Origin of the sequence: Sphingomonas lutea (assembly GCF_014396785.1) — a bacterium.
GTDB lineage: Bacteria > Pseudomonadota > Alphaproteobacteria > Sphingomonadales > Sphingomonadaceae > Sphingomicrobium > Sphingomicrobium luteum.
The window spans coordinates 326,699-343,508 of record NZ_CP060718.1 but is presented as its reverse complement, the minus strand read 5'-3'; the positions used below and the strand labels follow the sequence as shown (position 1 = coordinate 343,508).

Genomic DNA, 16,810 nt, shown 5'->3' with positions numbered 1-16,810 from the left:
CGGCTTAGGAGATTCGCGTCAAACGCGGAAGCGGCGCTTACTGGCCCGGTGCCATGCCCGCGCCGACCGAGCCAATATTGCCGAAGATCTCGTCGAAGAAGCTGCGTTCGCGGCCCAAGGTCGGGGTCCTGCGATTTGACGGATCGACCGATGCCACCAGTTCCTTTCCCGAACGGTGGATCGAGGCGACGTTGCCGCCCTGGTCAAAGCGCACCAGCAGCGCGGTCTGCCGCAGGACGCTGGGGTTGCGGAAGGCGACCTGCTTGGTGTCGCGCGCAACATAATACCAGTCGGTGTCGGAGAATTGGCCGGTGAAGGACGGGCGGCCGAGCAGCTTTTCGACCGACGCCTTATTGTCGACGCCGGGCTGAATCGTCGCGACCAGCTGATCGTCGATCACTGCGCCCTTGTGCATGTTGACGCCGGCGCAGCCGGTCATCGCCACCGCCGCGACGGCCATCGCCGCAAGCTTCCACCGCCCAAAGATCATGATCGTCGAACCTTTCGTTGCCCTGCGGGGGCGTCCCGTCGGCATGCGCAGGCTTGCCTGCGCGCCGCCGCCGCTCAATATGCTGGCCGCGACCGGCGGCGCAAGCCCGCCGCACGCCAGAGGCAAAGACCCTATGCTCCGCTTCCTGTTCCCCGGATTAACAGCCGACCCGGCGCGCGGCGCTGCCGCGTTCGACGCGGTGACGCGCGAAGCGCGCAAGGCGCATTGGTATGTCGCGAGCGGCGTGCCCGACGACCTCGATGGCCGTTTTCGCGTACTGTCGACGATCGCCGCGTTGGTGACGATCCGGCTGGAGCAACTGGGCGCGCAGCGCGAATCGGTCGCGCTGACTGAGCGCTTCATCGAGGTCATGGAGTCGGAGCATCGCGAGCTTGGGCTCGGCGACCCCACCCTCGGCAAGACCGTCCGCCGTCTGGTCGGCGCGCTTAGCCGGCGAATTGAGATCTGGCGGACCGCGCTGGACGGCGGCGATTGGACTGCCGCAGCCCGGGAAAGCCTCTATGCGGAGGACGTGGCGGCGGACGCGGCCGCCCATGCGGGTAAGGAGCTGCGCGTCATTTGGCAGCGGCTCGAAGCCGCCGATGCACCTGCGATCGCCGAGGGGAAATTCGCATGAGCGACGACTTCGCCCATGACCTGCGCCTCGATCAGTTGCGCGATGGCGACCGCATCGACTTGACCGCCAATGACAACGAATGCGCGGCCATCGCCGAACGGCTCGGGCTCGACGGGCTCGACCGGCTCGAGGCGCACGCGGTGCTGACGTGCGGCAAGGAGTCGGTTCGCGCGCAGGGTCGGCTCGGCGCCGCGCTGACTCAGGCGTGCGTGGTCACCGGCGATCCCGTGGCGGCGCACGTCGACGCGCCGTTCGACATCCTGTTCATGCGCGATCCGGGCAGCACGGGTCACGACGAGGAGATCGAGCTTGGCGCCGAGGACTGCGACGTCGTCTTCCACGATGGCGCGACCATCGACCTCGGCAGCGCCATCGCCGATACGCTGGCGCTGAGCATCGACCCCTACCCGCGCAGCGCGGGCGCCGAGGCAACGCTCAAGGAAGCCGGCGTGATGACCGAGGAGCAAGCCAGCCCCTTCGCCGTGCTGGCGCGGCTCAAGGGCGGTGGCGAGACCTAGAACCGTCCGGCGGACTTAGAACGGAACGTCGTCGTCGAGGTCGGTATCGAATGCCGCCGGCTGTGGGCGCGATTGCGGGCGGGACGATCCGCCGCCGCCACCCCCACTGAAGCCGCCGAATGCGCCGTCGTCATCGCCATAGCTGCCGCCGCCACCGCCGCCTTCGCCGCGGCTGTCGAGCAGGACGAGTTCGCCGCGGAAGCGCTGGAGCACGATTTCGGTGGTGTAGCGGTCGTTACCCGACTGGTCCTGCCACTTGCGGGTCTGGAGCTGGCCTTCGAGATAGACCTTCGAGCCCTTTTTCAAATAGCTTTTGGCGACCCGGCCGAGATTCTCGTTGAAAATGGTGACATTGTGCCATTCGGTCCGTTCCTGGCGGTTGCCGTCGCGGTCCTTCCAGTTTTCCGACGTGGCGACGCGCATGTTGACCACTTCGCCGCCGTTGTTGAGCGACCGCGCCTCCGGGTCCGCGCCGAGATTGCCGACCAGGATCACCTTGTTCACGCCCGCCATTCCACTGTCTCCTCTCGTGCTTGAGGGCAGCTATAAACCTAGCGCGACCGCCGTCCAGTAGGTCGCGCCCGCCGCGATGTAGGCGAGCACAAAAAGATAGCTGACCATGAAAAGCGGCCAGCGCCAGCTGTTCGTCTCGCGCCGCGTCACGGCAATGGTCGAGATGCATTGCGGGGCGAACACGAACCAGGCGAGGAAGGCCAGCGCGGTGGCCAGCGACCAGCGGCCCTGGAGCCGTTCGGCGAGCGTGCGGCTCGCCGCTTCCTCGTCGGTGGCGTCGATCGAATAGACCGTGGCGATGGCGCTGACCGCCACTTCGCGGGCGGCCATCGCCGGAAGCAGGGCAAGCGCGATATCGTGGTTGAAGCCGATCGGGCGGACGACCACCTCGATCCCGTTGGCGATCTTGCCGGCGATCGACGCTTCGACCTGGCTCTCGCCCGGGCGCGCCTGGGGGAAGCTTGCCAGCGCCCACAAAAGCACGGTCGTGCCAAGGATGATTGTGCCCGCGCGCTTGAGGAAGATCGCCGCGCGCTGCCACAGGCCGATGAGAACATCCTTGAACTGCGGCCACTGATATTTCGGCAGTTCCATCATGAACCCGCCGCCGCTGCCCTTCATCACCCCGCGGCGGAGCGCATAAGCGGCGAGAAGCGCACCGGCGATGCCGGCGATATACAGGCCGAACATGACCAGCCCCTGCAGGCCGATGCCCGGGCCGACATCGCGGTCGGGAATGAAGGCGGCGATGATCAGGGTGTAGACCGGCAGGCGCGCCGAGCAGGTCATCAAAGGCGCAACAAGAATCGTCGTCAGGCGGTCCTTGGGGTCGTCGATCGTGCGCGTCGCCATGATCCCGGGCACCGCGCAGGCAAAGCTCGACAGCAAGGGGATGAAGGCGCGGCCAGACAGTCCCGCGCCATGCATCAATTTGTCCATCAGAAAGGCGGCGCGGACCATGTAGCCGGTGCCTTCGAGCATGAGGATGAAGAGGAATAGGATCAGGATCTGCGGCAGGAACACGACAACTGCACCAACGCCGGCGATAAGCCCGTCAACCACGAGAGACCGCAGCACGACATCGGGGATGGTCGCGATCGCCGCCTCGGCCAGCGCGGCCATTCCGCTTTCGATCCACGCCACGGGCGCCTCGCTCCAGGCGAAGACCGCCTGGAACATGACGAACATGATTGCCGCCAGGATGACGGGACCGGCGACTGGGTGGAGAAGCAGCGAATCGAGCCGGTGGGTCCAGCGCCGCACCGGTGTTTCGCTGACCACCGCGGCGGCCGCGATGTCCCGCGCACGGCGCTGCACGTGCAGCAGGTCGCCGCCGTCCCCGACCGGAAGTCCGGGGCGCGGATTGGCGATCATTGCGTCGAGCGCTGCCTGCAATTCCGCGATTCCACGACGGCGCACTGCGACGGTTTCGATCACCGGCACGCCAAGTTTGCGTTCAAGCACCCGGGCATCGAGCTCGAGCCCGTCGCGGCGCGCCAGGTCGACCATGTTAAGCGCCACGACGGTCGGCAGTTCCAATGCGATCAGCTGCAACGCAAAGCGCAGGTGGTTGTCGAGGTTCGACGCGTCGAGGACGATCAGCAACGCATCAGGGCGGCGTTCCCCCTTCTGCGCGCCAAGTAAAACGTCGCGGGTGACGGCCTCGTCGGGACTCGCAGGCTCTAGGCTGTAGGCGCCGGGCAGGTCGATCAGCTCCGCCGGTCGGCCATCACCGAGCACCAAGCGCCCCGAATGCCGTTCGACCGTCACGCCAGGATAATTGCCGACCTTCTGCCGCGCACCGGTCAGCGCGTTGAACAGGGCGCTCTTGCCGGCATTGGGGCTGCCGGCGACCGCAACTAGCGGAAGCGGGTTCACTGTTGCGGTAACGGAGTGACTTGGACCGCGACGGCGTGGCGGCGGCGGATCGCCACCATCATTCGGCCGACGCGAATCGCGATCGGGTCGCGGCCGAACGGTCCGCAATGCAACGGCTGGACCGACACGCCCTCATCGAAGCCGAAATGGCGCAAGCGCGCGGCCTCGGACTCGCCAAGCAGCGCCCAATCGATGCCGACGATGCGCGCCCGGGTGCCGAGCGTCAGCCGGTCGAGCGGGATCGCAAATTGGTCGGTGGTGACCGCCGCTGTCATTGCGAGTGATTATCAATAACAACGGCGGATTACCAGCGGTCTAGTTGCCGAAGGCGGTCCGGCAAGCTTCCGGAATATTAATCCCGTCCTGCATGAACTGCCCGACCGAACGGCCGCGGGTCGGATTGTCGGGATCGTTGGGGTTGTTCACGAACGGGCCCGGCGATTGGGTCGGAAGGACGTTGCCCCCTTCGTGCCCGGCGCCTGCTCGGCCGGACCGCCGGGGCTGCCGTCAGCCATGTTTGGCTCGTTGCCGTAAACGATGTCGGAGATGCAATTGCCGACCGTCAGGCCGCTTTGCGCATTGCCGGAAGCAAACGCCGGCGGTGCCATCATCGCGACCGCGGCCACAGCCAGACAAACCTTCTTGTACGCCATCAAACACTCTCCTTTCCCGGAATCGGGAAGCGAGCGGTTAGCAAGTTTTCGTTAGGATTGAACAGCTTAACGCGGCGGATACCGCAGCCTGCCCAGAAAGCGCGACAGGCTGAGCTGGTGATCCGATGACCCTTTCCACTGCGCCTTCCACTTTTCGAACTGCATCACATTGTCGATGCGGCGGTCGAGGAAGGCCGCTGATTCCATCCATCCTTCGGTCTGGTCGTCGAGCCAGGCGAGCAGGGTCGAGCCGTACACCGCGCCCAGCGTCATGCGCTTGGTATAATGGTTGAAGTCCGTGCTGGTATCGCCTGCAAGGCGCCACATCAGATCGGCACTGCGCCACGAGATGCGCAGCCCGAGGGGGACATTCTGCGGCATGGCGAGGATGGCCAAGCCGCGGCGCACCGCTTCGCGCGCCGGCCCCATGACTTCCAGCCGATGCCACACCATCGACCGGATCTTGTCGCGGATCTTCATTCCGGCGAGCCGCTCGGGCGTGAACGCGGCTTCGAGCGCGCGATCGACTGCCTGGATATACAGGTCGACCATCGCCGCCTGGCCCTTGGGCATCGCCAGCCGCGCCTGCGCCCGATCGATGCCGAGCTGGTCCGCGGCGGCATCCACCGCCTTTTCGGTCCAGCCGTCGAACACCGCATTCTCGCCGACGGCAAGGGCGACCTTCCGGCGCAACTGCTCGAGGGGGCTCAGCGGCTCCATTTGGCTCAACTGGGCTGAGAGGGCGCGTTGCGCAACCCCCGGTCGGGCAGGCGGACGAGCACCAGTGCCACGCCGATCGCGACCGCGCCGGCCCAGTCGAGCGCGGAAAGGCGTTCGCCATAAGCGACCCAGCCGACCAGCGCGGAAATGGCGGGCTGGGTCAGCAGGGTCAGGCCGACGATCAAAGGGGAAAGACCGCCGATGGCATAGACTAAAAGGCCCTGTCCGATGACTTGGCTGCTGAGCGCAAGGATGATGACGAAGGTCCAATCGGCCGGAACGATGCGCTCACCCAGCGCCAGCGACAGTGGCAGGAGCATGGCCGCGCCGAACGCGCTCGACAGAAACAACAGGGGCAGCGGGGCAAGCGCGCCGCGGGCCCGCTGCACGGCGATCAGATAACCTGCGTAAAGCAATCCGGCGAGCAGCGAGAGCGCATCGCCGCGCAGGTTGCGGGCAGATAGTTCGGCGCTGCTGCCCATGAGCAAGGCCGCGCCGATTGCTGCCAGCGACAGCGCCGCGCCCTGGCTGCGCGAGGGCAGGCGCCGGGCGAGCCACAGCCCCCAAGCGGCGAAGGCGAAGCTCGAAATGTTGCCGAACAGGGTCGCGTTGGCGAGCTTGGTCATGTGGATGCCGACGTGCCACGCAGCGAGATCGGCGGCGAAGAAGAAGCCACCAAGCGCGATCAGGCCGCCAAGCGCCCGGCCCGGCCAATGCGCCGGCTGGCGCGCGACGAGCGCGATGACGAACAGGAACGGCAGGGCGAGCGCGAGCCGCCAGAATCCCGCGGCGACGGGTCCGACGCCCGACAGGCGGACGAACCACGGCCCGAGCGCCAGCATGCTGCTGCCGATCAGCAGCGCCGCGAAGGCTAAAGGGACGGGACGAGGTACGTCGGCTGGCGCGGCATCGCTCACGCGGCAGCGCCTGCCTGCCGCCGGGCGCGGAAACAAGGCCAAAGGCGGTAGGAACCGCGGCGGTCGGACAGGGATTGTTGGCGCGAAGGAGAAATCGCGATGCGCAAAGCCGCCGTGGCCGGAGCCGCCGCCGGTGCCACACTGCTCGGTGCCGCCGTCATTTACTACCTCCAGGAGAAAGCGACGCCGGGTCCAAGCTATCGCGTGCTGACCAGTGACGGGGAACTGGAGGTACGTCTCTACGGCGGGATGATCGTCGCCGAAACGATCGTTGCCGGCCCGCGCAAGGACGCGCTCAACCAGGGTTTCCACCGCCTCGCCGACTACATCTTCGCCAAGTCGCGCGAAGGGGAGAAGCTGCCAATGACCGCGCCGGTGCTGCAGGATTCGGGCAATCCGCTCGCCACCGATCCGCCGCTGTTCGACGACATGGTCGAAGGCCAATGGCGTGTCCGCTTCGTCATGCCCGAAGGGCGCAGCGTCGACGACCTGCCGGAGCCACCTGCGGAGATCGAGTTGGTCGAGCTCGGCGAGCGGCGCGTTGGCGCGGTCAAATTTTCCGGCGTGGCCGACGACGACCGTCTGGTCGCGCATGAAGACAAATTGCGCGGATGGCTGTCGCGGCAAGGCGAACGCGCCGCCGCCGACCCCGAATATGCATTCTACAATTCGCCGATGATCCCGCCGCCGCTGCGCCGCAACGAGGTGCTGATCCCGCTCGGCTAGGCGTATTTCTCACGCAGTTCGAAGAGCGCCAGGGCGGCTTGCGCCGCGCCGCCGCCCTTATCGCCCTGCGACGGGTCGGCGCGCGCGGTCGCCTGCGCTTCATTCTCCACGGTCAGGATGCCGTTGCCGATGGCGAACCCCTGCAACGTCAGGGCCATCAGTCCCCTCGCGCTCTCTTCCGACACCACTTCGAAATGATAGGTTTCGCCACGGATGACGACCCCCAACGCGACGAAGGCGCAAAAGCGCCCGCTGCGCGCCGCCAGCGCAATCGCGCCGGGCAGTTCGAGCGCGCCCGGGACGGTCAGCGTTTCGTGCTTATGCCCGGCGGCCTCGATCGCGGCGCGCGCGCCGGCGAGCAGCATGTCGTTGAGGTGCGGGTAGAAACGCGCTTCGGCAATCAGGATCGTCGCCATCAGGCCTGCCCTGAGCCTGTCGAAGGGGCCGCGACCTCGATCGGCCGCTCCTCGACGATCGCCAGGCCGTAGCCCGACAAGGCGATCGGCGAATGGTGCGTGTTGGTCAGCAGGATCATGTCGTGGATGCCGAGCGCGGCGAGAATCTGGGCGCCAATGCCATAGCCGCGCACGGCGTCGCCACCCTCCGCCGGCTTGCCCGAGCGCAGGTCGATCGATCGCGACAGCGACCCGGCGGCGGCGGCGTGGAGCGCGACGAGGACGCCAGCGCCCTCCGCTTCGATCATCCGCATCGCGCCCTGCAACAAGCCCGAGCGCGCGCCTGATTCGCCAAGCACGTCGGCGAACAGGTCAAGGCTGTGCATCCGCACCAGCGCCGGCGTGTCGGGGTCGAGCGTACCATGAACCAACGCGAGCTGTTCCTCGCCCGTCGCCTTGTCGCGGAATACTTGCGCCTGCCAATCGGCGCCGCTCGACGCCTTGAACGGGCTGACGGTCGTGCGTTCGACCAGATGATCCTTTTTCAGGCGGTAGGCGATGAGGTCGCGGATTGTGCCGATCTTGAGGCCGTGCAGGCGTGCGAAATCCATGAGGTCGTCGAGGCGGGCCATGGTCCCGTCTTCGCGCATGATCTCGCAAATGACGCCGCTGGGGTTGAGACCGGCAAGCCGCGACACGTCGACCGCCGCCTCGGTGTGGCCGGCGCGGACGAGCACGCCGCCGGGGCGAGCGACGAGCGGAAAGACGTGGCCGGGCGAAACGATCGCATCGGCGCCGTGGCCTGCGTCGATCGCCACCGCGATGGTGCGGGCGCGGTCGGCGGCGCTGATCCCGGTCGAAATGCCGTCGCGCGCCTCGATGGAGACGGTGAAGGCGGTCTCGTTGCGGCTGCGGTTGGTGCGCGCCATGGGCTCGAGCCCAAGCGCGTCGGCACGATCCTTGGTCAGCGCCAGGCAGATGAGGCCGCGCCCGTGGCGCGCCATGAAATTGACCGCGTCGGGCGTCGCCATTTGCGCGGGAATGACCAGATCGCCTTCATTCTCGCGGTCGTCATCGTCGACCAGGATGAACATGCGCCCGTTGCGCGCCTCATTGATGATGACTTCGGCCCCGACAATGACTTCGGCCGAGCCGCGCTGGATGAGCTTTTCCAAGCGCACCAGCGTGTCGGCGGTTGGATTCCAGTCGGGCTGCCCCAGTTTGCGCAGGCTGTTAGGGTGAAGCCCGGCAGCGCGGGCCAGGCCTGCGCGGCTGACTTCGCCGGTCTCGATGATCGCATTGAGGCGATCCATCAACGTCGTGCTCATGATCGCGCTATATCACATTGCAATGTGATGAAAAGCCCGGACGCTTGTTCTCTACTGTGCGCGGGCCGCCGTCATCCGCTGCATATAGCGCGCGAGGACGTCGATCTCGACATTCAGCTGTCGGCCGTAAGCGATGTCGTCGAACGTGCTGTTATGTGCGGTGTGTGGGATGATGTTGACCGTGAAATGCGTGCGCCCGTCGTCGGCGTCGCGCACTTCGTTGACCGTCAGCGACACACCATCGAGCGCGATCGAGCCCTTTGGCGCGATCATGGTGCCGAGTTCGCGCGGAACGGCGATGCCGACGCGGTGCGAATCGCCCTCGGCGCAGCTATCGAACACGTCGCCGACCGCATCGACATGGCCAGTGACGATGTGCCCGCCCAGCTCATCGCCAAGGCGCAACGCGCGCTCGAGGTTGAGGCGCGCCCCCTCGCGCCAAAGGTCGGCCGCGGTGCGCGATACGGTTTCGCCCGACACATCCACCGCGAACCAGTCGACACCCTTGTCGACGACGGTCAGGCACACGCCCGAGCAGGCGATCGACGCACCGAGGTCGACGTTCGCCAGGTCGTAGCCGCACCCGATCACCAGGCGCAGGTCGCCGCGCTGCTCGGCGCTGCGCACGGTGCCGATGTCGGTGATGATGCCCGTAAACATGCTTTCCTCGCATCGTAACGTGTCTCGACTTCGCTCGACACGAACGGAGTTGGACGCCCCTTAGCCGTTCGTCCCGAGCGTAGTCGAGGGACGCTCACCCACGCACGCGCTCGTAGACTTCGAGGCGGTCGACCCCCAGCCGGCGCTCGCCCGTCAGGCGCCAGCGTTCGTGCGCATCGGCAATCGCGTCGAGCCCGACATAGCCGAAGGACGACTTGCCTTCGCCGACGATGATCGGCGCGCGGTAGATCAGGATGCGGTCGACCAGATCCGCGCTGAGGAAAGCCGTGGCAGTCGACGATCCGCCTTCGACCAGCAGGTCGTTGACGTCATGAAGGCGATACACATCCTGCGGAGATTGCAGGGTTTCCCAGCCAGCGACGGCTTCCCCGCGAGTCAGCAACGCGCGCCGTGGCGAGCGCTCCTCGAGCCCCGGCAAGCGCACGTCGAGCCGCGGCCGGTCGGCGAGATAGGTGCCGCGCCCGACGAGGATCATGTCGCTGTGCGCGCGCTCGCGGTGGACGTGATGGCGGGCGTCCTCGCCGGTGATCCACTTGCTCTCGCCCGAAGGCAAGGCGATCTTGCCGTCGATCGATAGCGCGAGCTTGAGCGTGATCCGCGGCCGCCCGAGCGCGAGCCGGGTCAGCCAGCCCGACAGCGACGCGCGCGCCGCCGACCGGGCAATGCCCACCCGCACCTCGACTCCGGCGTCGCGCAGGCGGGCAAGACCTTTGCCGTCGGTGCGCGGATCGGGATCGCGCATCGCAACGACGACGCGCGCGAGCCCCGCTTCGGCCAGCAGATCGGCGCAGGCTGGCCCACGCTCGCTGTCATGCGCGCACGGCTCCAGCGTGACGTAAGCCGTTGCGCCGGCCGCTGTCTTGCCTGCCGACGAGAGCGCCACGGCTTCCGCGTGGGGCCGCCCGCCCGCGGCAGTGGCACCGCGGCCGACGATCTCGCCATCGCGGACGATCAGGCAACCGACATTTGGGTTGGGCGCGCTTCGGCCGCGCGCATCTTCGCCGAGAAGCACCGCTTGCGCCATGAAGCGGCGGTCGGCTGCTACATCCCGAGCTTGTTCTCGAGCCGCTGAAATTGCTCTTGCCGTTCTTTGCGGAAGGCCTCGACCTCGGCCTGGTCCTTCTTCTGCTGCGCGATGATTTCCGCATCGCTGCGGTTGGCGTCCCACTGTTCGACATAGGTGATTGTCGGCGGCGGGGCGGTATTGATCTGCGCGTCGACGATGAATTCAATGATGATGATCGTCGTCGCCAGGATTGCGAGTGCGAAGCCGATCACCTGCTCGCGGCTGCGCTGGCGCATGAACGCGCGCAAGTCGGCGAAGGCGGCGCGCGGGCCGACGGGACGCGGGAACCAGGACATGCCCATAAAGATAGGGTGCTACCGCTGCGCGTCAAAGGCCGATCGCAATCAGCCTTCGAGCTGGAAGCGCAGGGTGATGACCATCGTCGTTGCCAGCGCCCGCCCGCCTTCGGTTGCGGGACGGTAGCGCCAGTGCGCGATGAGGTGGCGCCGCGCGGCCGCAAGGAAGGCGCCGTCGGCGGGGCCGACCGGGTCGACCGCGGTGACCCGGCCCGACGCGTCGATCGACAGACGCAGGCGGAGCAAAGCCTCCTCCCCGCTGGCCAGCTTCGACGCCGGGTAGGGCGGCTTCAACCGATCGGCGGCAGTGAGAAGGCGCGGGCCGACTCGAACCGGCGGCGCGGGCGGCACCGGGTCGGCGCGCGGTGGCTGCGGTTGCGGGGCGGGGCGGATGATCTCGCTGAGGTCAGGCAGCGGCATCGGCGTCGGGTCGGTCGCCGGCAGGTCGACCGGCGGCGTCGGGACCAGCGGCACGGGCCGGTCGAGCGTCGAATTCTGCGGCGCGGGATCGGGCGGCGGCGGATCGTTGCGGGGCGGCGGCGTCTCCGCCGGGATCAGGTCGACGATCGTCGGCTTGAAATCGGGAATGATCGGAATGTCCATCTTCGCGCTCATCAACGCGGCAATGCCCGCGACATGGACGGCAATGATAACCAACATGGCGTTCGGCGCGGATCCGCGCTGGGCCAGCGATCGGCGGTGGGCGGCATAAGCAAGCATTCGACCCTCCATCACGCAACAGATGATATGATGTTACAACATTACATCGCCTTGGCAAGCATGATTTACGGAAAGTGAATCATCGGCGCGCGGCAGCTTCGAGGCGGCGAACGGCGCGCGCCTGACCGATCCGCTCGATCAGCGGCGCCATCTCTGGCCCGCTGTCGCGCCCGGTCAAAGCAAGGCGAAGCGGATGGAACAGCTCGCGGCCCTTCTTTCCGGTCGCCGCCTTCACCGCGTCGGTCAGCGACTTCCACGGCGCGCTCGCCCAATCGAGCCCCGCCGCAATCGCCGCCGCTTCGCGCACCAACATTCGCTCGTCGTGGTTCAGTTCGGGCGGATCGATGTCGCCGTGCAGGACCGCAATCCAGTCGCGAGCGTCGCGCGCCCGGCCGAGGTTGAGGCGCACGATCGCCCAATCCTCCGGCGTAATTTCGGGCGGAAGGTCGGACTGCACGCGTTCGTACGGCAGCTGGTGGAGCAGCTTGGCATTGAGCAGCTCGACCTCATGCGGGTCGAAATGCGCCGGCGCGCGGCCGAAATGGGCGAAGTCGAACCCCGCTGCGAGCTCTTCGAGGTCGGCCTTCGCTTCGACCGGCTGCGACGTTCCGATCCGCGCTAGGAGCGACAACAACGCCATCGGCTCGACCCCTTCGTCGCGCAGGTGCATCGTTCCATAAGAGCCCAGCCGCTTGGACAATTTGCCCTCGGCAGCCACAAGCAGCGCCTCATGCGCGAAATGCGGCGGCGCGGCGCCGAGCGCCTCGAACATTTGAATCTGGGTTGCGCTGTTCGACACATGGTCCTCGCCGCGCACGATATGCGTGATGCCAAGGTCGACATCGTCGATCACGCTCGGAAGTAGATAGAGCCAGCTGCCGTCCTCGCGCCGGACGACGGGATCGCTGAGCAACTTGGGATCGAATCTCTGGTCGCCCCGAACGAGGTCGCGCCAGGCAATCGGCTGGTCGTGGTCGAGCTTGAAGCGCCAGTGGGGCGCGCGCCCCTCGGGTACCGGTGCCTCGGGACGCTGGCGCTCATAGACCGGCGGCAGCCCGCGCCCGAGCAGCACCTTGCGCCGCAGATCGAGCTCCTCGGCCGTTTCGTAGCACGCATAGACGCGGCCATCCGCCTTGAGCCGCGCAAACTCGCGCTCGTACAGGTCGAAGCGCTCCGACTGCCGAACGACCTGGTCGGGCGTCAGCCCGAGCCAGTCGAGGTCGTCGCGGATCGCCTGGTCGAACTCCGCCGTCGAACGCTCACGGTCGGTATCGTCGATGCGCAGCAAAAACCGCCCGCCATTCGCCCGCGCGAACAGGAAATTGTGCAGCGCGGTACGGATATTGCCGACGTGGAGCCGGCCGGTGGGCGAAGGGGCAAAGCGGGTGACGACGGTCATGGCCGCGTCGGATAGCGGGGGATGGCGCTTATTGCGAGAAAAGCAGCAGGGAACGGCCGCCGCCCGACAGCTCGATCCCGTTATTGGCGGTACGGCGAATCATAGTTGCAGCGTCGATGGCGCGGACAACTTCGTGGAAGCGGGCGGGCAAGCCGATCGCGCAAACCGGCGGGGTCGGCTCCCCCGGTTTACGTGGCACGAAACCCTTGTGCGGTCCGGTAGAAAAGACGTTTCCCTGAATGCGATAGGTCCGGACCATCCCGGCGCAGCGCGGCGTCCACCAAATCTCTTCGGCGTCAGCGCTGAGCGCGATCCCCGCCGGCTCGTCGAAAGCCCTGCCATCGACCCCCGCGACACGCCATTCACCCGCCAGCGATGCGACGAGCGCCGGCGCTGACTGAGCCGGCGAAGGGTTGGGCGGTTGTAAGAGGCGCTTGTCCGCCGTGTCCTGCGGCTGACACGCGCCGGTCAGAAGCCCCAGGGCCAGATGCCACGCCTTCATTCGGGCGCCTCGGTCGCGGCCGTGTGGAAGAAGTTGCTGATCGGGTAGCGGCGGTCGCGGCCGAAGTTGCGGCTGCCGATCTTCACGCCCGGCGGGGCCTGGCGGCGCTTATATTCAGCACGGAGAAGCTTGCGCTCGATCTCCGCGACAAGCGCAACATCCGCGCCGGTCGCAGCGGCGGCTTCCTTCACCGACTGCTCCTTCTCGACCAAAGCCTCGAGAATTCGGTCGAGCAGCGCATAGGGCGGCAGGCTGTCCTCGTCCTTTTGGTTGGCGCGGAGTTCCGCGCTGGGCGGCTTGGTGATGACGCGCGTCGGCATCACCGGGCCGTCAGGGCCGAGCGCGGCCTCTGGCTTGTTCTCGTTGCGCCATTTGGACAACGCAAACACCGTCGTCTTGTAGGCGTCCTTGAGCACCGAATAACCACCCGCCATGTCGCCGTAGAGGGTGGCGTATCCGACGCTCATCTCGCTCTTGTTGCCAGTGGTCAGCAGCATCTGCCCGCCCGAATTGCTCAGCGCCATCAACGCCACCATGCGCAGCCGCGCCTGGACATTCTCCGCTGCGAGGCCGCTCATATCGGGCAGCATTCTATCGAGCGCGTCGACCCCAGGCGCGATGGACACGACGTCATGACGGCAGCCGAGCAGCCGCGCATTCTCGCGCGCGTCCTCCAGGCTGTCTTCGCTGGTATATTTGGACGGGAGCATGACGCCCCACACCCGGTCGGGCCCGAGCGCGTCGACCGCGACGGCGGCCGAAAGCGCGCTGTCGATCCCCCCGGACAGCCCCAGAATCACCCCCGGGAAGCCGTTCCGGTTCACATAGTCGGACAGGCCAACCATCATCGCCCTGTAAATGTCGGCCGGATACGCATCGAGATCGTGCCGAACCTGCGTCTCGCATCGCCAGCCGCCGGGCCCGCGCACCCAATCCGTGACCAGCAGGTCCTCGTCCCAATCGGGCATCTGCACCACGGTCGAGCCATCGGGGTGCATAACGAAGGACGAGCCGTCGAACACCAGCTCGTCCTGCCCGCCGACGCGGTTGAGGAAGACGAGCGGCAAGCCCGTACTGGTCGTCCGCGCCCGCGCCAGCCGCTCGCGGATGTCGATCTTGTCGAGTTCGTACGGGCTGCCGTGCGGCACCAGGAACAGCTCCGCGCCGCGCTGCGCAAGATGCGCGCAGACAGGTTCAAGCCACATGTCTTCGCAGATTGGCACGCCGAGCTTGACCCCGCGCCATAAGATCGGGTCGGGCAGTGGGCCGGGCGCGAACACGCGCTTTTCGTCGAACGTTCCGTAATTGGGCAGCTCGCGCTTGAAGGTGCGGCCGACGACTTGCCCGCCGTCGGCGAGCAGCATCGCATTGTAGGTCAACCCGCCTTCCTGAAGGATGGTGCCGATCAGCAGCGCCGGCCCCGGCTCGGCCGTCGCCGCGACCAGTGCGTCGGTCGCTTCGTGCACGCGCCGGACGAATTCGGGCTTCAGCACCAGGTCTTCGGGCGGATAGCCGACCAGCTGCAATTCCGGGCACAGCAGCAAATCCGCCCCCGCCGCGCGCCGCCGCATCTCCAGCATGGCCGCGGCATTGCCGGCGAGGTCGCCGACACGCTGGTTCATCTGCGCGAGCGCGATTTTGAGCCGGTCGGTCATCGTTTCCAGCTTTAGTGCGCAGCCGTCGACGGGCAACCTTTACGCCGTCCGCATCCGACCGCTAAAGCCCCGGCCAGCCGCTGGGGAATTGCCGACATGAAATTGCTTGCGGGGAACAGCAACACGCCGCTGGCCCAATCGATCTCCAATTATCTCGAAGTGCCGCTGACTGACGCCAGCGTGCGCCGCTTCGCCGACGAGGAAGTGTTCGTCGAGATCAACGAGAACGTCCGTGGTGAGGACGTGTTCGTGATCCAGTCGACCAGCTATCCGGCCAACGACAATCTGATGGAGCTGCTGATCTGCATCGACGCGCTGCGCCGCGCGTCGGCCAAGCGGATCACCGCAGTGCTTCCCTATTTCGGCTATGCCCGGCAGGACCGGAAGCCCGGCCCGCGCACGCCGATCTCGGCCAAGCTGGTCGCTAACCTCATCACCACTGCGGGCGCCAGCCGGGTCCTGTCGATCGACCTGCACGCGGGCCAGATCCAGGGCTTCTTCGACATCCCGACCGACAACCTCTTCGCCTCGCCGGTGATTGCGGCGGATATTCAGGCGCGCCTCGCCAACCGCAATCTGATGGTCGTGTCGCCCGACGTCGGCGGCGTGGTGCGTGCCCGCGGACTTGCAAAGCGGCTCAGCAATGCCCCGCTGGCGATTGTCGACAAGCGCCGCGAAAAGGCCGGCGAATCGGAAGTGATGAACATCATCGGCGACGTCGAGGGCCGCACCTGCATCCTCATCGACGACATCGTCGATTCGGCCGGCACCCTGTGCAACGCCGCCGCAGCGCTCAAGCAGCAGGGCGCGGTCGAAGTCTTCGCATATTGCACCCACGGCGTGCTGTCGGGCGGGGCCGCAACCCGCGTCGCCAAGTCGGAGCTGAGCGAGCTGGTCGTCACCGATTCGATTAGCAGCGGGGAGCCCGACCCCAAGGACAGCAAGATCCGCCGCCTGACCATTGCACCCCTGCTCGCCGAGGCGATCCGCAGGATTGCCGACGAATCGAGCGTGTCCAGCCTGTTCGACTAGGGAACATCGCGGCGCGCCAGCGTTGATGGTCCATGCCCCATGTCCTCATCACCGGCGCGAACCGCGGCCTCGGCCTTGAATTCGCGCGCCAATATTGCCGCGATGGCTGGAACGTCACCGCCACTGCCCGCGAGCCGACCGACGAGCTTGAAGGCCTGTGCGTCCGGGTCGAGGAAGTCGACATGCTCGATCTCGACGCCGTCGCCGACTTCGGCGCGGAGATCGACGAGCTCGACCTGCTCATCGCCAATGCCGGCACCTACGGTCCCAAGTCCGTGACCAGCGCCGACGATGCCGAGGGCTGGTCGGACACGTTCACGGTCAACACCATTGCGCCCTTCGTGCTGGCGCAGTCGGTGCTGCCAGCGATCCGCGCAAGCGGCGGCAACCTGATCGCCATTTCGACCCGCATGGGCTCGATCGAGGACAACAGCTCGGGCGGGTTCATTGCTTACCGATCCTCCAAGGCGGCGCTCAACATGGCGTGGCGCAGCCTGGCAATCGACAGCGGCGCCACTTGCGCCGTGCTCCACCCCGGCTGGGTGCAGACGCGGATGGGCGGCGCATCCGCGCCGCTGACGCCACAAGACAGCGTTGCCGGGATGCGCCGCGTGATCGACGGTCTAAGCGCCGAGGACAGCGGCGGGTTCTTCAGCTACGACGGTTCGCGCGTTCCCTGGTGAT

Annotated in this window: 21 protein-coding genes; 5 read left to right on the top strand and 16 right to left on the bottom strand. The window is 66.9% G+C overall.

Annotated elements, in window-relative coordinates:
- Positions 1-37 precede the first annotated feature (37 nt).
- Positions 38-490, bottom strand: coding sequence for an outer membrane protein assembly factor BamE (locus H9L13_RS01800; RefSeq protein WP_187538510.1), 453 nt, complete (start codon positions 488-490; stop codon positions 38-40).
- On the opposite strand from H9L13_RS01800, the gene H9L13_RS01795 reads away from it, so the two are divergent.
- Positions 489-1,127, top strand: a complete 639-nt coding sequence (locus H9L13_RS01795; RefSeq protein ID WP_187538508.1) for a ubiquinol-cytochrome C chaperone family protein — start codon at positions 489-491, stop codon at positions 1,125-1,127. The genes H9L13_RS01800 and H9L13_RS01795 overlap by 2 nt on opposite strands.
- Positions 1,124-1,645 (top strand): YceD family protein, encoded by a 522-nt coding sequence (locus H9L13_RS01790; protein WP_187538506.1) that lies wholly within the window; start codon positions 1,124-1,126, stop codon positions 1,643-1,645. The genes H9L13_RS01795 and H9L13_RS01790 overlap by 4 nt, the downstream gene beginning before the upstream one ends.
- Before the next feature lie 15 nt (positions 1,646-1,660).
- Here H9L13_RS01790 and ssb read toward each other — a convergent pair whose 3' ends face one another.
- The 6 genes from ssb to H9L13_RS01760 all read right to left on the bottom strand — a co-directional run bounded on the left by ssb (position 1,661) and on the right by H9L13_RS01760 (position 6,326).
- Positions 1,661-2,158: a single-stranded DNA-binding protein gene (gene ssb / locus H9L13_RS01785; RefSeq protein ID WP_187538504.1), complete on the bottom strand. Its 498-nt coding sequence runs from the start codon at positions 2,156-2,158 to the stop codon at positions 1,661-1,663.
- A 30-nt stretch (positions 2,159-2,188) separates the two neighbouring features.
- Positions 2,189-4,036, bottom strand: coding sequence for a ferrous iron transporter B (gene feoB, locus H9L13_RS01780; protein ID WP_187538502.1), 1,848 nt, complete (start codon positions 4,034-4,036; stop codon positions 2,189-2,191).
- Positions 4,033-4,311, bottom strand: a complete 279-nt coding sequence (locus H9L13_RS01775) for a FeoA family protein (protein WP_187538500.1) — start codon at positions 4,309-4,311, stop codon at positions 4,033-4,035. The genes feoB and H9L13_RS01775 overlap by 4 nt, the downstream gene beginning before the upstream one ends.
- 147 nt (positions 4,312-4,458) lie before the next feature.
- Positions 4,459-4,689: a hypothetical protein gene (locus H9L13_RS01770; protein ID WP_187538498.1), complete on the bottom strand. Its 231-nt coding sequence runs from the start codon at positions 4,687-4,689 to the stop codon at positions 4,459-4,461.
- A 66-nt stretch (positions 4,690-4,755) separates the two neighbouring features.
- A complete protein-coding gene (locus H9L13_RS01765; RefSeq protein WP_187538496.1) occupies positions 4,756-5,409 on the bottom strand; it encodes a COQ9 family protein in 654 nt (217 codons plus the stop codon).
- 5 nt (positions 5,410-5,414) lie between these two features.
- The gene (locus tag H9L13_RS01760) at positions 5,415-6,326 is read right to left on the bottom strand and encodes a DMT family transporter (RefSeq protein WP_235091063.1); all 912 of its coding nucleotides are present in this window, start codon (positions 6,324-6,326) and stop codon (positions 5,415-5,417) included.
- Positions 6,327-6,425: 99 nt separating this feature from the next.
- Here H9L13_RS01760 and H9L13_RS01755 point away from each other — a divergent pair, with 99 nt between their 5' ends.
- A complete protein-coding gene (locus H9L13_RS01755; RefSeq protein ID WP_187538494.1) occupies positions 6,426-7,052 on the top strand; it encodes an SOUL family heme-binding protein in 627 nt (208 codons plus the stop codon).
- On the opposite strand, the gene ribH is transcribed toward H9L13_RS01755, so the two are convergent.
- The 9 genes from ribH to H9L13_RS01710 form a co-directional block, all read right to left on the bottom strand.
- Positions 7,049-7,468, bottom strand: a complete 420-nt coding sequence (ribH, locus tag H9L13_RS01750; protein ID WP_187538492.1) for a 6,7-dimethyl-8-ribityllumazine synthase — start codon at positions 7,466-7,468, stop codon at positions 7,049-7,051. The genes H9L13_RS01755 and ribH overlap by 4 nt on opposite strands.
- A complete protein-coding gene (gene ribB, locus H9L13_RS01745; protein ID WP_187538490.1) occupies positions 7,468-8,775 on the bottom strand; it encodes a 3,4-dihydroxy-2-butanone-4-phosphate synthase in 1,308 nt (435 codons plus the stop codon). The genes ribH and ribB overlap by 1 nt, the downstream gene beginning before the upstream one ends.
- Before the next feature lie 51 nt (positions 8,776-8,826).
- A complete protein-coding gene (locus H9L13_RS01740; RefSeq protein ID WP_187538488.1) occupies positions 8,827-9,435 on the bottom strand; it encodes a riboflavin synthase in 609 nt (202 codons plus the stop codon).
- 94 nt (positions 9,436-9,529) lie between these two features.
- Positions 9,530-10,480, bottom strand: coding sequence for a bifunctional diaminohydroxyphosphoribosylaminopyrimidine deaminase/5-amino-6-(5-phosphoribosylamino)uracil reductase RibD (gene ribD / locus H9L13_RS01735; RefSeq protein WP_187538486.1), 951 nt, complete (start codon positions 10,478-10,480; stop codon positions 9,530-9,532).
- A gap of 17 nt (positions 10,481-10,497) precedes the next feature.
- Positions 10,498-10,824 carry a hypothetical protein gene (locus H9L13_RS01730; protein WP_187538484.1) on the bottom strand — a complete coding sequence of 109 codons (327 nt, stop codon included), beginning with the start codon at positions 10,822-10,824 and terminating at the stop codon, positions 10,498-10,500.
- A 42-nt stretch (positions 10,825-10,866) separates the two neighbouring features.
- Positions 10,867-11,538: an energy transducer TonB gene (locus tag H9L13_RS01725; protein ID WP_187538482.1), complete on the bottom strand. Its 672-nt coding sequence runs from the start codon at positions 11,536-11,538 to the stop codon at positions 10,867-10,869.
- Between the two features lie 79 nt (positions 11,539-11,617).
- Positions 11,618-12,937, bottom strand: a complete 1,320-nt coding sequence (gene gltX, locus H9L13_RS01720; RefSeq protein ID WP_187538480.1) for a glutamate--tRNA ligase — start codon at positions 12,935-12,937, stop codon at positions 11,618-11,620.
- Between the two features lie 28 nt (positions 12,938-12,965).
- Positions 12,966-13,439: a hypothetical protein gene (locus H9L13_RS01715; protein ID WP_187538478.1), complete on the bottom strand. Its 474-nt coding sequence runs from the start codon at positions 13,437-13,439 to the stop codon at positions 12,966-12,968.
- Entirely contained in the window at positions 13,436-15,094 is a 1,659-nt protein-coding gene (locus H9L13_RS01710; RefSeq protein WP_187538476.1) for an NAD+ synthase, read from the bottom strand. Before H9L13_RS01710 ends, H9L13_RS01715 begins: the two co-directional genes overlap by 4 nt.
- 96 nt (positions 15,095-15,190) lie before the next feature.
- On the opposite strand from H9L13_RS01710, the gene H9L13_RS01705 reads away from it, so the two are divergent.
- The gene (locus tag H9L13_RS01705; RefSeq protein ID WP_187538474.1) at positions 15,191-16,126 is read left to right on the top strand and encodes a ribose-phosphate pyrophosphokinase; all 936 of its coding nucleotides are present in this window, start codon (positions 15,191-15,193) and stop codon (positions 16,124-16,126) included.
- A 32-nt stretch (positions 16,127-16,158) separates the two neighbouring features.
- Complete coding sequence (locus H9L13_RS01700) at positions 16,159-16,809, top strand: SDR family oxidoreductase (protein ID WP_187538472.1); 651 nt, start codon at positions 16,159-16,161, stop codon at positions 16,807-16,809.
- Position 16,810: the final 1 nt, after the last annotated feature.

What these genes read in the sequence shown, in the direction of transcription:
- H9L13_RS01700 (WP_187538472.1), top strand. Translation starts at nt 16,159, where the DNA reads ATGCCCCATGTCCTCATCACCGGCGCGAACCGCGGCCTCGGCCTTGAA.
- ssb (WP_187538504.1), bottom strand. Translation starts at nt 2,158, where the DNA reads ATGGCGGGCGTGAACAAGGTGATCCTGGTCGGCAATCTCGGCGCGGAC.
- ribB (WP_187538490.1), bottom strand. Translation starts at nt 8,775, where the DNA reads ATGAGCACGACGTTGATGGATCGCCTCAATGCGATCATCGAGACCGGC.
- H9L13_RS01755 (WP_187538494.1), top strand. Translation starts at nt 6,426, where the DNA reads ATGCGCAAAGCCGCCGTGGCCGGAGCCGCCGCCGGTGCCACACTGCTC.
- H9L13_RS01710 (WP_187538476.1), bottom strand. Translation starts at nt 15,094, where the DNA reads ATGACCGACCGGCTCAAAATCGCGCTCGCGCAGATGAACCAGCGTGTC.
- H9L13_RS01725 (WP_187538482.1), bottom strand. Translation starts at nt 11,538, where the DNA reads ATGCTTGCTTATGCCGCCCACCGCCGATCGCTGGCCCAGCGCGGATCC.
- H9L13_RS01770 (WP_187538498.1), bottom strand. Translation starts at nt 4,689, where the DNA reads ATGGCGTACAAGAAGGTTTGTCTGGCTGTGGCCGCGGTCGCGATGATG.
- gltX (WP_187538480.1), bottom strand. Translation starts at nt 12,937, where the DNA reads ATGACCGTCGTCACCCGCTTTGCCCCTTCGCCCACCGGCCGGCTCCAC.
- H9L13_RS01730 (WP_187538484.1), bottom strand. Translation starts at nt 10,824, where the DNA reads ATGGGCATGTCCTGGTTCCCGCGTCCCGTCGGCCCGCGCGCCGCCTTC.
- ribH (WP_187538492.1), bottom strand. Translation starts at nt 7,468, where the DNA reads ATGGCGACGATCCTGATTGCCGAAGCGCGTTTCTACCCGCACCTCAAC.
- H9L13_RS01790 (WP_187538506.1), top strand. Translation starts at nt 1,124, where the DNA reads ATGAGCGACGACTTCGCCCATGACCTGCGCCTCGATCAGTTGCGCGAT.
- H9L13_RS01775 (WP_187538500.1), bottom strand. Translation starts at nt 4,311, where the DNA reads ATGACAGCGGCGGTCACCACCGACCAATTTGCGATCCCGCTCGACCGG.
- H9L13_RS01740 (WP_187538488.1), bottom strand. Translation starts at nt 9,435, where the DNA reads ATGTTTACGGGCATCATCACCGACATCGGCACCGTGCGCAGCGCCGAG.
- H9L13_RS01800 (WP_187538510.1), bottom strand. Translation starts at nt 490, where the DNA reads ATGATCTTTGGGCGGTGGAAGCTTGCGGCGATGGCCGTCGCGGCGGTG.
- H9L13_RS01795 (WP_187538508.1), top strand. Translation starts at nt 489, where the DNA reads ATGATCGTCGAACCTTTCGTTGCCCTGCGGGGGCGTCCCGTCGGCATG.
- H9L13_RS01705 (WP_187538474.1), top strand. Translation starts at nt 15,191, where the DNA reads ATGAAATTGCTTGCGGGGAACAGCAACACGCCGCTGGCCCAATCGATC.
- H9L13_RS01765 (WP_187538496.1), bottom strand. Translation starts at nt 5,409, where the DNA reads ATGGAGCCGCTGAGCCCCCTCGAGCAGTTGCGCCGGAAGGTCGCCCTT.
- H9L13_RS01715 (WP_187538478.1), bottom strand. Translation starts at nt 13,439, where the DNA reads ATGAAGGCGTGGCATCTGGCCCTGGGGCTTCTGACCGGCGCGTGTCAG.
- ribD (WP_187538486.1), bottom strand. Translation starts at nt 10,480, where the DNA reads ATGGCGCAAGCGGTGCTTCTCGGCGAAGATGCGCGCGGCCGAAGCGCG.